Annotated in this window: 14 protein-coding genes; all 14 read right to left on the bottom strand. The window is 43.4% G+C overall.

What is annotated here, in order from left to right:
• Positions 1-25: 25 nt before the first annotated feature.
• A complete protein-coding gene (locus DXD68_RS01100; RefSeq protein WP_122360484.1) occupies positions 26-1024 on the bottom strand; it encodes a fimbrillin family protein in 999 nt (332 codons plus the stop codon).
• A 21-nt stretch (positions 1025-1045) separates the two neighbouring features.
• Positions 1046-2089, bottom strand: coding sequence for a fimbrillin family protein (locus tag DXD68_RS01095; protein ID WP_122359921.1), 1044 nt, complete (start codon positions 2087-2089; stop codon positions 1046-1048).
• Positions 2090-2149: 60 nt separating this feature from the next.
• The gene (locus tag DXD68_RS01090) at positions 2150-3916 is read right to left on the bottom strand and encodes a fimbrillin family protein (RefSeq protein WP_122359920.1); all 1767 of its coding nucleotides are present in this window, start codon (positions 3914-3916) and stop codon (positions 2150-2152) included.
• A gap of 377 nt (positions 3917-4293) precedes the next feature.
• A complete protein-coding gene (locus DXD68_RS01085; protein ID WP_122359919.1) occupies positions 4294-5868 on the bottom strand; it encodes an ATP-binding protein in 1575 nt (524 codons plus the stop codon).
• 204 nt (positions 5869-6072) lie between these two features.
• Entirely contained in the window at positions 6073-6849 is a 777-nt protein-coding gene (locus DXD68_RS01080; protein ID WP_122359918.1) for a DUF4469 domain-containing protein, read from the bottom strand.
• Between the two features lie 66 nt (positions 6850-6915).
• On the bottom strand, positions 6916-9288 hold the full coding sequence (locus tag DXD68_RS01075) for a DUF4906 domain-containing protein (RefSeq protein WP_233576956.1): 2373 nt from the start codon (positions 9286-9288) through the stop codon (positions 6916-6918).
• Positions 9289-9578: 290 nt separating this feature from the next.
• On the bottom strand, positions 9579-9713 hold the full coding sequence (locus DXD68_RS24635; protein ID WP_255419256.1) for a hypothetical protein: 135 nt from the start codon (positions 9711-9713) through the stop codon (positions 9579-9581).
• Positions 9714-9902: 189 nt separating this feature from the next.
• Positions 9903-10826 (bottom strand): Rpn family recombination-promoting nuclease/putative transposase, encoded by a 924-nt coding sequence (locus DXD68_RS01070; protein ID WP_122359916.1) that lies wholly within the window; start codon positions 10824-10826, stop codon positions 9903-9905.
• A gap of 243 nt (positions 10827-11069) precedes the next feature.
• Positions 11070-13430: a DUF4906 domain-containing protein gene (locus tag DXD68_RS01065; protein ID WP_122359915.1), complete on the bottom strand. Its 2361-nt coding sequence runs from the start codon at positions 13428-13430 to the stop codon at positions 11070-11072.
• Between the two features lie 177 nt (positions 13431-13607).
• Positions 13608-13814: a hypothetical protein gene (locus tag DXD68_RS01060; protein ID WP_122359914.1), complete on the bottom strand. Its 207-nt coding sequence runs from the start codon at positions 13812-13814 to the stop codon at positions 13608-13610.
• Positions 13815-14030: 216 nt separating this feature from the next.
• A complete protein-coding gene (locus tag DXD68_RS24185; protein WP_199715338.1) occupies positions 14031-14195 on the bottom strand; it encodes a hypothetical protein in 165 nt (54 codons plus the stop codon).
• A gap of 183 nt (positions 14196-14378) precedes the next feature.
• Positions 14379-14552 carry a histone H1 gene (locus tag DXD68_RS01055; RefSeq protein WP_122359913.1) on the bottom strand — a complete coding sequence of 58 codons (174 nt, stop codon included), beginning with the start codon at positions 14550-14552 and terminating at the stop codon, positions 14379-14381.
• 123 nt (positions 14553-14675) lie between these two features.
• Entirely contained in the window at positions 14676-15788 is a 1113-nt protein-coding gene (locus tag DXD68_RS01050) for a universal stress protein (RefSeq protein WP_122359912.1), read from the bottom strand.
• A gap of 109 nt (positions 15789-15897) precedes the next feature.
• Positions 15898-16173: a DNA-binding protein gene (locus DXD68_RS01045; protein ID WP_122359911.1), complete on the bottom strand. Its 276-nt coding sequence runs from the start codon at positions 16171-16173 to the stop codon at positions 15898-15900.
• Positions 16174-16237 lie beyond the last annotated feature (64 nt).

The raw sequence follows: 16237 nt of genomic DNA, 5'->3' as shown, positions 1-16237 counted from the left end.
TGTTTTTTTATGTTTACATTGATTATCAGTTGAGGTCGAGATCGCCTTTATCTTCCGAACTCCAGGAAGCGACGGTAACAGACAGGATCTCTAATTCCTTGTCACTGATATTGAGAGTGACTTCGTACGAATGTCCCTTCGCAAAATGATCGCCGGATGCACTGCCGGAACCACTCGAACCGTTTGAACCGCTTGAACTACTCGAATTGCTCGAACTGCTAAAGTCGATCGATAAATCTTCAAATTTACCGACGGAAGTATCGACGGTAACCTGGTAGGCTTTGTCTGACGTTGACGGGGGTAATAACAAAACACCCAGCTCGGTGGCAGTAGCAGATTTAATCTCCGTACCATCACCAGCCAAAGTCAGCGCCAGGTCTGTTGATCCGGAGAAAGTGGCATTGCCATCTTTCAAGGTAAGTGTCATGGCGGAGGTCACGGCTTTTACGGTGATACTCTTTACTTTCACTGTCAGCCCTTTGTCCGCGGCTTTCTTTGCCTTGAACTTCAGTTGGGTAAGCTGGTGGGTGTATTCGAGAGGTGTTACAGTCTTATCTGTGTTATTACTGAAACGACTTCCGTCCCATCGGTTGCCCTGTATCTGTTCGGCATACAGAATGTCGGTCTGACCATCGAGGGTATAGCCTACTGTTCCGGCATCGGCATACGACGTAGGCTTAGGGGCAACGGCAACCAGATAGAGCCAGTCTCCGTATTGGGGATAAACAGGGTTATCCGACAGCGAGATCGAACCGTTCGTTGTTACCTTCGTGTCTGCATACCACTCGTCGTCAGTTGCCGGTGTTGTCAGCTTGGTGTAATCGCCGTCGCGTTTAGAGGCAAAAATGCGGGTGTCAAATTCCTTATCGATCCCGTTCCCGTCGGCTTTCGTTTCCACTTCTCCCGCTTCGGATGCACGCAATTCGATAGGGACTGATTCAAGCCCGGATTCCTCCGGACTTGAACAGCCTGATACCGACAATAGCGCCGTGGCTAACAGCAGATATATGTTTTGTCGTTTCACTTGCATCTGATTTTGTATATGTTATTTTATTTCGACTTTACCTTCGTCACCTACAGTCCAGTCTACGACCTTAGCTGTTGCACCAACTTGGGGCTGGCTCGAACCTACCGGTGCAGTAATTTCAAATGTGATAAGATGAGACTTACCTGCTACCGTTGCCAAATTATCCCCCGTTGCTTTTTTAACTTCCAAGTTACTGTATGTAACTGTTTCTTCGCCTACTTTCAAAACAAGATTAACAACCAAGCTTGCAGATGCTTTTATCATTACAGGCACACTTTTGGCGCAAGCATCTGTTCCAAGAGCTTCCTTGCATCCGGCAACGGTAAGTTTCTTTTCTGTACATTCCAATGTACCATCTTTGATATTTATTGCATTAGGAACCTGTGCATTCGGTATTTCAATGCTTGTTACACTGACTGTTTTGCCTTTCCATTCTGTTGTGCTCAGATCAGTACCTGCCGCAAACTTGGCAACGAAGAGAAGCTGGGTCGTTTGGTGCTTGAACTCAAGTGCAATTGCTTCTGTTGCTGTCTTGTCAACACCACCTGCCTTTGCAGCATACATCACATCCTGTAAACCATCTACATCGTTAAAGGTCACCTTTGTTTGATCCACTACACCCTGTGGAGCAACACCCAGTATCCAAGTCTTTTTACTGTCTGTTACAGGATAATACAATGTAGGATTCAACTTAATCTTATTTCCGTTTGCATCTGCCGTAAATGTGGCGATTGCTACATTGGCACGGGCGGCATCATTTGCAAGTTCTTTTTCTCCGGAGCCACCACTCTGTTTGTCGGTAAATGTATTTAGCTTTTTAGGGCTAAAAGCACTGAAATCAGGATTATTAGCATCACTACCTGCATCGACCATTATTATATTGGCCGTCATTTCACTCCCCAAACCCACTGCCGCTTTCGTCTCTACCCCAGCCACTTTCTGGCTGATCTGTACAGGTACAGCGTTTGTCACTTCTCCCGGATTGATTTCCGGAGTTTCTTCGTCATTCGAGCAGCTTGCCATTATCAATGCCAATGCTGCCATACTTAAAATCTTTTTCATTTTTTACTTGTATAAATTGTTAATAATAAGTGATATATAATTCTTTGTTGTTTCTTTACTTCAAATGATCACTCCACCGTTATCACCTGTATTCCAGTCCGTCACTTTGGCGGTTACCTCTACCTTGATGCCATTTTCCGGCTCGGGTTCAGGTTCGGGATCGGGGTCCGGCTTTGGGGAAGGACCAGGATCGGGACTTGGATCAGGGTCGGGATCAGGCGTAGGGTCAGGCGTTGGTTCCGGGTCGGGTGTTGGCTCCGGATCATCCGGCACCTCAAAGGATATTTCCACCTCATAGGCACTTCCCCCTTCCGTACCTCCTTCGGTGAAATTGACAGGGAGATTCTTGAATACCTTGTCATTTGCCGGATTGCCATCCACATTCAATACCAAATCGAGCGTCAACTCCGCTTCCGGCTGTACCAGGACATAACCGGGCAACATCACCGACCCGTCCGTGATAGGGAAACCACCCGTTCCCGGATCGGTATAGATCACAACCGGGGCACTCTGCCCGATCGGTTCCACTGTGCCCGAAGCCAGACTGACACGTGCCCGTTCTGCCATGCCGTTGAGCTTGACAGAACGTATACGATACTGGTTGGTCACCCCTTTCAAGGTTAGCTTGAAGTTGAGCTGTGCCAGTAAATGCTGGTAGGTGAGCGGCGTGCTGACGGCTGTGAACCGGTTGTCCAGCGAACCGTTTTGCTCTACGGAAAGCATCAGATCTTCCTTACCCGTCAGTGTATAATGTACTTCGCCATTCTCCAGCGGGGCGACCGGATAATAACCGCGCAGGTAGACCGGCGAACCGTCGGCAGGATAATAGCGTTCGGGGTTGAGCACGATCTCGTTGGCGGAAGCGATGCCTTCCCAACTTTCGGCATATTTGCCGGATGCTGTCCCGGCGGCGATATTTACAGGGGTATCCTTGAACTCATCGACAAGGCTACGCGTCCGGATAGCCGTATATAAATGTATAGGGACATCATCGGCACGGGCGGCAATAGTCACGGTTACATCTATCGTATCGGCATCGGCTTCGAGAGCCTTATATAATTGACTGGATACGTCTTCGCTATAGCTCTGTTCCTTGCCGTCGGCAGCCTTCCAGGTAAGTGCCAGCAGATGGGAATCGTCGTCGACACCGGGGATTACATTTTCCGTCCGGACAACGCCGAGTATCCCTGCTGTCGTACGGCTGGTATTCTGTGCATCGGGTGCCGGAAGGGTCAGGCGGAGTGTGGCGGAAGCAGCGACCTCCCCGCTTGCCAGGCTGACTGCCGAAGCAATGCCTCGCAGGGTGGCGGCTATCGGACCGGACATCATCCCGTCAGGAACCGTTACCGTAAAACGCACGATCTTACGGATATCCTTGGGGTTCAGCGTCAGTTCATTCGTCTTTCCTTCGGTAAGGACGATACCCGAACTGGCAGCTGTGTAGACGGGTTCGTTCAATGCCGGCAGCGTTGCCGACCCTTCGGGAACGGGTATGGAGGCGGTTGCAGTAGCCAAACTACCGATACCGTCTATCACGACTTCTCCGGGTGCATCTGCCGTCACCAATGCGTCATACTCTCCTTCTGCCAGCCACGCACCGAATGTTCCCTCCTTCTCGGTCGCTTCCAGGCGGCTTTCGAAGGGTTCCTTCAGCCCTTCCCCGAAAACACGGAGTGTCAAAGGCTGCCCCGCGGGATTCTTGACCGTAACAACCAGTTGCCCTTCCCCTTTATGTTCCGGCCCGGACTTATCATCGTCGTGACAGGCTCCCAACAAAAGAAGGATACCCAGCAGGAACGGTTTTGCTACAATGTAATTCAGTCTCATACTTTTTGTTTATAAATTTATTTATGGATACACAGATAGCCGCACAACATCCCGTCAGGATGCTGCGTAACGATCGGTGCATCTGTTTTTATCGTTTTACAGATGCGATTGATAAAAGGGATAATGTGTCAAATGGGATAATTTGGCAATTTGTCAATGGAGATAGCAATGGCGATAAGTTCAGTATTTATCAGATATGAGTCTATTTGTCGAAATAAAAGAACCAGGTACGCGGATGACACGGATTGAGCGGATTTGAACGGATCGGATCATTTAATCCGTTTTGATCCGCCTAATCCGTGTCATCCGCGTACCTGGTTCTTATTAAAATAGTTCATATCTTTCTATGTTCGATCGCGAAGCCCAACTGTCAATTGTCAATTCTCAACTGTCAATTGCTTCCATTCCCCGATATTGCGTTTCTTCTTGTCGAAAGAGGCGCCTACTTTGACCAGTTGGCGGCCATCTGCAGTGTAAGGAATCAGGTAGCCTCGGTCGTCGATCTGGTGGAGAGCTTCATCGACACTGCCATTCAGCTTGAACTCGAAGACATAAATATAATCGGCCGTTTTTACTACGGCATCGGCACGGCCACGGGCACTGCGCACTTCGGCTTCTACATATTGCCCCAATAGTTTGAAGACAATATAGAAAATGATCTGATAGTGACGCTCCGTCTCATCGTTCAACTCGTAAGGTACGCCGGCAAAGAAGGCACGCAAACGCTCCATAAAAACATCCACATCACCAGCCCGCAGTTCCTGACTGAACTTACCGATATAAAACGGTGCATTTGCCTCCGATAACGGAGTATAATAAGGTGTTATGAAGTTCAACCATCCATATTTCACTTCTGCATTCGGATAACCGAGACGGTAAAAATGAAGCTCTTCATCATATCCCTTGATCGTCAGATACCCGCTTTGGTAGATGATCGGCACCGGATTATGGAAATCGGCCCGGTAATCGGTCAGTGCCGCCTGTGGTACTTCGATTCCATCCAACTGTCGCAGGTCGTAATCGGTCTTCTTCAACATGTCGACCAGCATGGTCGGTGTACCGGAAGAGAACCAATAGTTCTGGAACAATAAACTGCTGAATACATTCAAGATACTGAATGGGTTATAAATGCCTTCCTGTCCCAACGGCGAAAAACGATAACCGTCATATAGCCAGGTCAATTTGTCCATCGTCTGCTGGTAGGTCAGCTTATGAAGCTCGCCCAAAGCCGCCAGTTCGGGTTGAAATTCGCGTTCAATCTCTTTCCGGGTCAGACCGCAGACAGTTGCATAAGCCGGATTCATACTGATATCCATCAACTGGTTCAGATTACTGAATACTCCTAATTGCGCAAACTTCGTTACTCCGGTGATGAACACAAAACGCAGATAGCGGTCAGCATCTTTCAGAACGGTGTAAAAACCGGTCAACATCTCACGGTAAGTATGATGAAGTTTGTCATCAAAAAGTGAGCGAAGCAGCGGTTTGTCGTATTCATCGATCAGAACAACGACTTTTTCACCCGTCTTTTCGTATGCCTGGCGGATGATCTGCATAAAACGATCTTCGTACCCCAGATCACGATCTGTTGCACCATACTTTTTTTCCCATTCAATGAAATGAGCTTCCAAAATTTGCTCCAGGCTCTCTTTCGTTTCATAGTATTTAGCATTGAGACTCAGATAAAGCACCGGATAAACTTTCCAGTCCTTCTCCAACTTTTCGATTGCCAATCCTTTGAACACTTCTTTTCGTCCGAGGAAGTAAGCTTCAAGGGTAGAAAGTAGCAGGCTTTTGCCGAAACGGCGTGGACGGCTCAGAAAATAAGGCTTCCCGGTCGTTGCCATCTTATAAACCAAAGCTGTTTTGTCTACATATATAAATCCATCCTCTATTAAAGAGGTGAAGTCCTGTATCCCAACCGGGAGTTTTCTGATCGGCATTGTTTCCATGTTTCCGCTTTTTAAGTACGAACACAAAGATAAACAATTTATCAATCTCATCATGTCAAAGAACGCTTTTTCCGATTTTTCCCAACCGGTAAACGGGATTGAAAAACACTAACGTTAGTGGGCCATCGCCACCCGTGTTAGTGTGCCCCTTCCACTAACGTTAGTGCCGCCCCTCCACCAACGTTAGTGGAAGGGGCACACTAATTACTCGATCACCGGACGGTCGTCTTCACCATCTCCGGCATCACCTACTATCAGTTTTTTCTTATATTCCAGCGTTCGTACATTTTTCAGTAAAGTGCTGCCGCTGTTGTAAAAAGTCACGATACGCAGTGTATAGCTGCCGTCGGCCAGGGCCGGGACACGGGCTATGATCTTGCTGGGATCGTTCTGAGTGAGACGACGGGATATTTTCTTTGTCGTACCGTCTTCGGCAACGAAGAAGATACCGGCTACGGATTCGTCACCTGCTATTTTAATAAGGTTGCCTGTAATCATGATATCTTCGTTCGGAGTAATCGTGCCATCGGTCAAACCGGTCAGCGTGTCCGTCACCAAAGAAATACGTGCCACGTCGCCTTTCACTCCATTGTTAATGACTTTGACTTTTTTCAATGCTTCGCGAACCATTTTGGTAGGCACGATATCGAGTGTCAGATGGTGGATAGTGGGATCGAAAGGTGCATCCGGATTATCAAAAGCACCTATGATGCGCGGAGTGATCTGAAAGAGATCGGTTATCACGCTGTTCCCGTCCAGCAAGGCTTCGAGAATGATCTCGCTGTCCTGCGAAACGACCGACAGGATTGTTTGTAACTTCAGCTCGGAGCCGGTACGTTTAATTTCCTTCGCCATATCATCTTTGCGGAGGGTTCTGGGACCGCTTTTCACCTCGGCAACACAATCTTCCGTATTGTCTTTTGTCAATGGGTTGTCACGTAAGGTAAATTCCCAGTAATGGTCTTTTTCGTAATCTGCCATAATGTTGGTAAATTTTAAATGTTAATACTAGTTGTTTATTGAGTCCGGCTTACGCCGGGTGTTTGTTTATTTTTGTTCCTGGATGCAGCGGAGCGACAGAGCTTCCTGTTCGACTCCTCTACCATCATTATAAATCCGTGTTATTAATGGTGAAGTCTCACTATTAAGTATCAAGTGATATGCTCTTGATCCTTTTCCATAGTTGAAATACATGTCTCTGCACCATAAAAAAGTAAATAAGTTTATACCTCTATATAATGTCAAACCCTGCCAATATCCGGCAAACCTATAATAGGTATAATTACTCCCATCGTAACAAATGAGTAATCCACCATCTTTATCAATCGAAGTAGCAGATTTATAAGATACTGTCCCCGGGTCATAGCTTGAACTAGTAAACAAGGGGTAATAGTCACTCTTTTGACATACTCTCCAACCAGCCGGACATGGATCGTGAAGTCCTTTATCACCATTCTGCCCCCATGAATTAAGATAGTAGCTCTCTGACCCGTAGTCTGGATACCATGAAGTACTATTTTCTTTATACATATACTGAGGGGTTTTATAAGCATCCCGGTAATATTTCTTTTTCTTAATCGTCTCAAACGGATAGAAAGTGACTCCGTCTTCTTTGAAGAGACTCAGTAAACCTACAATCGGTTTATCGATGGCAGGGACATCAATTTTGTTCATCGCCTTATTCGAATAACTGCTTCGGAACGGATCTTTACGTCCCCATTGATAAAGGAAACCATTCGTTTTCGAACGATCCAGTTCCGATTCCGGAATATTATTATAACCGGCTACGGCTCCCAGGTTACGATCCATCATAGGCAGCTGAGAGGTAAAATCGGATCTGTAATATTTTTGTTTCCGCTTGTTTTCAGGTGTTTGTACATCTATATTTCCTCTTGAATCAGGGCTATAATCAGTTACCCAAACATGCCAGCTCCAAAGAATCTCCCCTTTAGCATTGCATGCAGCTATAACTCCGCTCCCTCCGGTTGTGTTTGGGGCGACACGACAATAAATACGACCGTCTCCAACTGCCTTTAAAGGGTTAGTACTAATCGATGTTCCATCGGTTCTCTTGATGTCAACCACATTGGTATGATCGTCTGCCGAATTTACAACACCCATTACCGGATCGCCGATATCTCCATTCTCTTTGGTCTGCCAAAGTAATTTTACAGAGGTGATACCACCTTCATTTTTCGCCCAACTTATTAAAGAATCATTGTTTATTGTTATTCCTTTTTGCTGGTAAGTAAACGGATCGAAGCAAAATGCACCACCGGGAGCCACCATGAAGCAGTTGGCGGTCGGAATCAGATTTTCATTATTCTGTGATGCCGGTATCGGGTCGATGATGGTCACTCGTTTGTCGTCGACTGGCAGACCGGTATGTTTGAAATTGATTTTATAGCTATAGTCCGTATTTTCATTCAGATTGTAATCGGAATAATCTTTTCCTCCCAAATAGATGCGATAGTTAAGTTTCTTTTTTCCATTCGAGGTATTAGCTGCAATAAAACTGACATAAGAACTACCTGTAGGGGCATTCTCCTTGATACGATATTGCGGACCGTTGGAGACGGTGTTGATGCCACGCACGTTGGCGGGAATCCAGCAGGAATAGCTTTTATTGGTTGCATTTATCTGGGCTGCTGTCAATTGGATATCGGCATATTGATCCATCAGAGATGGGTATGTATTCATGCTCTTTTCATCGGGAGCTGGCACTACCTTATAATTACGGGGGATACTTTGCAGGATGATTTGATTCAAGTCATAACCAGAGACATTATAATCCCAGGAAATATTCAATCGGGTAGCCAATCGTTTGAGAAGGATGCGGACATCTACGCCATCAGGGTTGGTGATCTTGCCGTCACTTGTTACATTGACATGTTTCAGATGGAGGACGTAAGGCATTTTATTCATATTAGTCGTGGAAATTGCATTGATTGTAGTTGCATCGATTGATATTTCCTGTGCATCGGAAAGAGCTTTTGTTCCTAACGACAGTGAACTGCCTTCTCCCCAGGCAACAAAGACCAGTTGGCAATCGGCATCTTCCGTTAATGATACGGAAAAACGTTGGCCGATTTCCTTATCTGTTGGAGTCTGACCTTTAGTGGTATAACAGTCGCCATTTTGCTTATATTGACGAATCTCCAGCTTGTAGAGTTGATCCGGTTTCACTGATGCATCCGCACGGGTTGTCGCTGTCGGAACCAACTCCACATCGAATGCGCCTTTCCCTTTTGCGTTTGCATTTGCCTTGGTAGAAGCGGACAGATTGCAGGCATCGGATTCGTCGGCAAAGCCGATAGCCATGCTGACTTCGACCGTCTTTTCTTCCGACGGATTCACCGCCGGATTGTCGAATCGTTCGTCGCAACCTGTGTTCATTAATACTAGTGTTAAGAGTGCCATAATAACTCTTCGTTTTTGTAAATTACTGCCTATACGTCTCATTCCATTTACCTTTTTTTACTACATCATTTGCGAGTTTTCCAACTTTTTCAACTCTCTCTTTCTTACGGAGAAAGAGAGCAATTTTTCGTTCTTCTCGTTAACAGCTGTTTTACAGCCAGTTAGATGTAATAAAAATACGTTTCCGCACCAGGCTTATGGGGTAAGCATATTTTAACTTTAATAAATTGTATCAAATAAATACCTTAAAACGCTGCTACTGTCGTTAAAAGTTGCTACTTTAGCGCCCATTAAGCTAAGTTTTTCAAGCATTTTGATACCGCTCTCTTTCTCCGTAAGAAAGAGATTTTCATTCCTCTTCTATCCGTTTGAATTTCATTTGATTGCTCAAAATCGTTCTTTTTTATTTTTGCTTCATTTTTCATATTCTCTCTTTCCTTTTTTTACGCACATTAACAATTCGAAATTTACACACCCCCTGCCCTCTCTCAAAGAGGGGAAAAGGTACTCTTAGACACACAAAAAGCTGCGCAACACCCGACAGGATGCTGCGTAACTTTTCGGTGCATCTGATATAGTTTACAGATGCGATTGATAAAATTTAAGGGAATGTTTTAGAGTTGTTCGATCTCCTCGATAGTGAGACCAGTTGCTTTTGCTATATCTGTAAGAGACATGCCTAATGACTTCAGGTTGGTTGCGATTTCCTCACGACCTTTTTGAATGCCTTCTTTAATACCTTCTTCTCGTCCTTTCTTAATACCTTTCACTTCACCTTCTTCCAAACCATCTTCATATTTGGCATCAAGAGCGCCAAGCATATCACGTTCGGCGGCCATGCTCAGTTCGTATTCCAAACGTTCGTTGGCTGACATACGTTCAATCTCCACGATGCTTTTAAGCTTCTTGAAGATTTGATTGTTCAGTTCTTCCGGTAGACGTTCCATTATATCTATATTATTTAAGACATACAGCCATTTCAAATAAATGCTCTTACACTCCGACAAAGGTAATACAAATTTCGGCATCTCAAGATACACTTCGTTCAGTGTTTCGCTGAAAGGTATCTTCAGTTCACGCTCCATACGCACCACGTCCCAGCGGTATTTCGCAGGATAACTTTTATCCATTACATAATTAAGGATACAGACGATGTATACCTTATTTATATTATACCCCCATTGTTTCTTGTCACCTTTCTTCTTACCCTTCTTCGTCTTTTCACGGGCAATCATCGTTTGTTGCTGGATAGCGAACGAAGCATAATAGAGGATACGGTCGGAAAAGAACTTCTGACGGGCTTTTTGCATTTCGACCACGAAGATTTCGCCTTTCTCATTTTCGCAGAATATGTCGAATACGACCTTACCCTGCTCTTGTTTCATACCGAGTAATTCGACATTGCGAAAGGTGATGTTTACAATTACTTCTTCGTGGAGGACTCCATTCAGGAAACTGATGATTAAGTCTTTACTGACTTCACTGCCAAAGATTTTCTTGAATCCGAAATCTGAAAAGGGATTGATAAATTTACTCATAGCTAAATAGTTTTGTACATCCGATATTGGATGTGCGACAAATATATACTTTTATTTTCATACGATGTAGAATATTTATCACTATTTTATAAGCAAATTTATCAATCGCTATCCGGATAGGTATTACTCCCCTCCTTTTATCAATCTCATCATGTCAAAGAACTCGTTTGCCCCGGTTGCTGGCAGGTCCGGGGTAGACCTTATATTTTGTTTATCCAAGTCCAGCTTGCGCCGGGTTGTTTATTACTTTCGATCCTGGATGCAACGGAGGCTTAAAGCGGCTATTTCATGGCCGGTGTTTATGATCTCTCCGTTTATCATCGCACTACCGTCATAATCTATGAATAAATAAAAGCCATCGCCGCCTCCAGTTGGATCGTTACCACTTTTTGTATCATCGCCACTCCAAATCAATGCTTTCGTACTTATGAATTTGAATATATTATTACTATACCAATAGCCTGTAAGACGGATATAAGTAGAATGTTTCTTCTCTTTATCGAAATACAATAATATACCTCCATCGTCAACAACACTACCCGTGTTCGCTTTCTGATTACACAATGGAGTATATTCGCTACTTACAAGAATACGCCATCCGGCGGGACAAGGGTCGTGAACCGTTTTGTTAAGCCAGACCGTACGAAAACCGTCAGGCATGGGATTTATCCAACGCCTACAATCTTTCTTTAGATAAAGAGACAACGGATTCCGGTAAGCTTCCTGGTGAGACGCTTGTGCGTCTTTTACATCATAGGGTTGATAGGTTACTCCATCAGCCTGAAACAGGTTCATGATACCATGAGTCGGTTCTGTCGTGGATGTAATCGTAATTGTCCTTTGACTTTTGTCATTGGTAAAACTGCTGGGATATAAGTCTTTTCTTCCCCATTGATAATGGAAACCGTTCGCTTTGGCACGATCGATTTCTTTATCGGGAGCTTGGTCGATATAGCCGGATATTGCCCCCAAATTACGATCCATCATAGGTCGCTGATTTGCACTGCCTATTGTAAATTTCAGGATACGCTTATTAGCCGGTTCAAGAATTGTTTCATTTGCTGTTGCTGACGGAGCATAATCGGTCACCCAAATATGCCAGCTCCAAAGGATATTACCTGTTCCGTCTTTACCATCATAAGCAGCTATCAAACCGCTTCCTCCGGTGGTATTCGGAGCAACACGACAATAAATACGGGCTTTGTCGAAATTGTCTCCATCTATTAGGTCCACGATATTCGTATGGTCGGTTGAAGAGTTGACTACACCTAATACCGGGTCGCCTACGTCACCGTTCTCTTTCGTTTGCCACAAAACTTTTACGGATTGGACTTTAGAGGAAGCGCACCATGCCTGCAATAATTCATTCTCGGAAATACTTCCATTGACATAATATTTGTAAGGATTAAAGCAGAACGCACCACCGGGAGCCACCATGAAACAGTTAGCGGTCGGAACGAAATTCTCATTGTTATCTGATGCCGGTATCGGGTCGATAATCGCCACGCGCTTGTCGTCGACTGGCAGACCGATATGTTTGAAGTTGATCTTATAGCTATAATCCGTATTTTCATTTAGATTGTAATCGGAATAATCTTTTCCTCCCAAGTAGACGCGATAGTTGAGTTTCTTTTTTCCATCCGAGGTATTAGCTGCAATAAAACTAACGTAAGAACTACCCACCGGCGCATTCTCCTTGATACGATATTGCGGACCGTTGGAGACGGTGTTGATACCACGCACGTTAGCAGGAACCCAGCAGGAATAACTTTTATCGGCTGCACTTATCTGAGCGTCTGTCAACTGAATATCCATATATTGATCCATAACTGAAGGGTATGTTGTATTCATGCTCTTTTCATCAGGAGCTGGTACTACCTTATAATTACGAGGGATACTTTGCAGGATGATCTGCTTCAAGTCATAATTAGGCACATTATAATTCCAGAAAATATTTAATCGGGTAGCCAGTCGTTTGAGAAGGATGCGGACATCTTCACCATCGGGATTGGTAATCTTACCTTCACTTGTCACATTGACATGTTTCAGATGGAGAACGTAAGGCATTTGAGACATATCAGCCGTGGAAATAGCATTGATTGTAGCTGCATCGATTGATATTTCCTGTGCTTCGGAAAGAGCTATTTTTCCTAACAACTTTGGACTATCTTTTCCCCAGGCAACAAAAACTAGCTGACAGTCGGCATCTTTCGTCAATGACACAGTAAGACGTTTACCGATTTCCCGATCGGTAGGATCTTGACCACTGCCGGTATAACATTCGCCATTTTGTTTGTATTGACGAATCTCCAGCCTATAGAGTTTATCCGGTTTAGCCGCATCCGCACGGGTTGTCGCTGTCGGAACCAACTCCACATCGAATGAGCCTTTCCCTTTTGCATTTGCCTTGGTAGAGGCAGACAGATTACAGGCATCAGCTTCGTCGGCAAAGCCGATAGCCATGCTGACTTCCACCTTCTTTTCATCCGTCGGATTCACAGCTGAATTGTCGATGTGTCCATCGCAACTTGCGTTTATTAATACCAGTGTAAAGAGTACTATAAGAACTCCTTGTTTTTGTAATTTACTGCCTATATGTCCCATTCCGTTTACCTTTTTTCACTACATCATTTATGAGTTTTCCGACTTTTTCAACTCTCTCTTTCTTACCGAGAAAGAGAGCCAATTTTGATCCCTCTCATTAACTGCTGTTTTACAGCTAGTTAGATGCAATAAAAATACGTTTTCGCATTAGGCTTATGGAGTAGACATATTTTAACTTTAATAAATTGTATCAAATAAGTACCCTAAAACGTTGCTCCTGTCGTTAAAAGTTGCTACTTTAGCGCCCAATAATGCTAGTTTTTCAAGCATTTTGATACCCGCTCTCTTTCTCGGTAAGAAAGAGATTTTCATTCTTCTCCTATCGTTTTGAATTTCATTTGATTGCTCAAAATCATTCTTTTTTATTTTTGCTTCATTTTTCATACTCTCTCTTTCCTTTTTTTACGCACATTAACAATTCAAAACTTACATACCCCCTGCCCCCTCTCGAAGAGGGAAAAGGTACTCTTAGACACACAAAAAGCTGCGCAACACCCGGCGGGATGCTGCGTAACTATTTGGTGTATCTATACAAAAAACGCAACCTATTTTCAGATTGCGTTTTTTGTATGATCATTATTTATAAAGAGGGAAGAGTTTTCAGTCGGTACTTTCCATGCCTGAGGCGACTTCCTGTATACTTAAAGAATCGGTCAGTTCTTTATTGTATTCTTTAAGCAAGTCGATATCGTGCATATCGTTGATATCAAGTATTTCACGGATCAATTCTACTTTACCATTTTCCAATTCAGTGTTAGGTATCATACTTTCTATTCTTTTAGATTGATTAATATTGTTTTATCTTTCATCTAACAATCTTAAATTCACATTGTTCATATGCATAATGTCTTTTTTCGAAACAGATATTCGGAGTGATTGATATTCATAAAACGAAAAAGGTGATTACCATAAACAGATAACCACCTTTCCTATAACTGAAATAAAATTTTATTTAGATGCTTCGATAGATGCTTTTCTAAATTCTTTCAGCAACTTCTCTAGTTCCAAAGAAGCCTTGCGAGCACGTGTACCTGCTGCCTTGTTACCATTTTCAACCTGTGCTTTAGCATTTGTGCTAAACTCTTCAATTGCTACATTGATTTTGTCTACTAACTCTTTCATTTTACTTTTGATTTTCTTTATTATTAAATCGAAGCACAAAAATATAAATAATTAGTTCATGAGCAACAAAAAATCAACTATTGTACAAAAAAATCTTTCATAGATATAAACCTATGTCCTTTTTTAAGCATGCATTACCAACAATGGCGTATCCGTATGGAACAACATCTTACGTGCTATAGACGGATTGAACATACGCGCCAGGATATTCCGGCGATATGTGCTTAATGCTATTACATCGATCTGCTCGTCACGTACGAACTTTTCAATTGCCAGTAATAAATCACCGTCAGCCAATACTGAATAAGTGATATTCGCATCCGGATATTGTTTTTGGAAATATTCACGGACACCCGTTAAACGTATTTCATTCCATTCATTTTTACTGGTCGATATATTGAACAGGTGAATCTGAATATCATATCCTTTCACTAATTCCATAAACTCGTCGAAAGCTACCAGGTCACGCTGATTGAAAGAAGTTGCAAATGCGATATTCTTGGCTTCGCTTAAATCATTGAACCGTACGTTTTCAGGAATAGCCAGAACCGGAACCTTATTAACCTCGATTACTTCACCTGTGACACTGCCGATCAGATCCATTTCTTTCTGGCTCTTTCCACGCGTACCCATGACAATAAGCGTTGGATGATATTCTTTGCAATAAGCCAAAATTTCTTCTTCAGGCAAGCCTTCCCGAAGTATATAATTATATTTTACTTTCGGTAATTCGCCAGACTGTATTTTACGGTTGATCAAAGTACAGATATTTTCCATATCGATCTGTACACGTTTCAACACATTCTGTACAGACTCTTCTTCATTCACCTGGTAAGCCAGTGTATCTCCCATAGGAATTGCCGAAGGGAAATAGGGACTGAAATAGGCATGCATGATCATGACTTCTGCACCTGCATGATAAGCATAATTGATACCCAGCTCACAAGCCTTAATGGAATAATCAGAAAAATCAACCGGGATCAGGATCTTCTTTACCTGCTGGGCTGCAACTTCTTCCGGAGCATCCTCACTAAGCCATTTGCTGTCCTCAATAATGCGCAAGGCATGGGGCAGATCGCTCTCCTTAATTCTCACACGAACACCTGCTGAAACAACCGGCTGAATCTGATTTACATTATGTATATAAACTTCAATTCCTTCCGTCTCAAGTATTGTTTTCAGGATTTGTGCTTTCTCGAACGTGTGAATAGCCAATGTTACTAATTTATCTTCCATACTGGTGTGTTTTTATAGATTAAACAATCGGAAAATGTATATTAATAAAAAAATCCCACAGCGTTTTTGTTCAGTCAGCTATGGGATTTTTTATGTACTGTAAATTTCTTTACGCCTGTTGTGCTTCCGATACGCCTTCTGTTTCTGCCAGTATCTGTAAAGCACGTTCAAATATTGTTGTGTCATCTAATACTACCAAACCGCCATCAGGACCCGGTTCGATGTGTATCCCACAGCTTTTACCATCTTTATAATTATATCCACCAAAATAATTACGGACAGTTTCAACTGCTAAACCTAACTCATCTGCGATACGATGAGTACTACCGTCAGGCAAACGGTCTTTAATTCTGCGCAATTCATTAAAAGTGATTGTCTTTGTCATGGTTCCTTTATTTTGAAGGTTAATACTTCGGTTAATTATTTATGGCACTAACTTAAACAATATA

The organism is Parabacteroides sp. TM07-1AC (assembly GCF_003480915.1).
Taxonomy (GTDB): Bacteria; Bacteroidota; Bacteroidia; order Bacteroidales; family Tannerellaceae; genus Parabacteroides; species Parabacteroides chongii.
The sequence above is the reverse complement of the archived record's forward strand: the minus strand, read 5'-3'. Positions and strand labels throughout refer to the sequence as shown.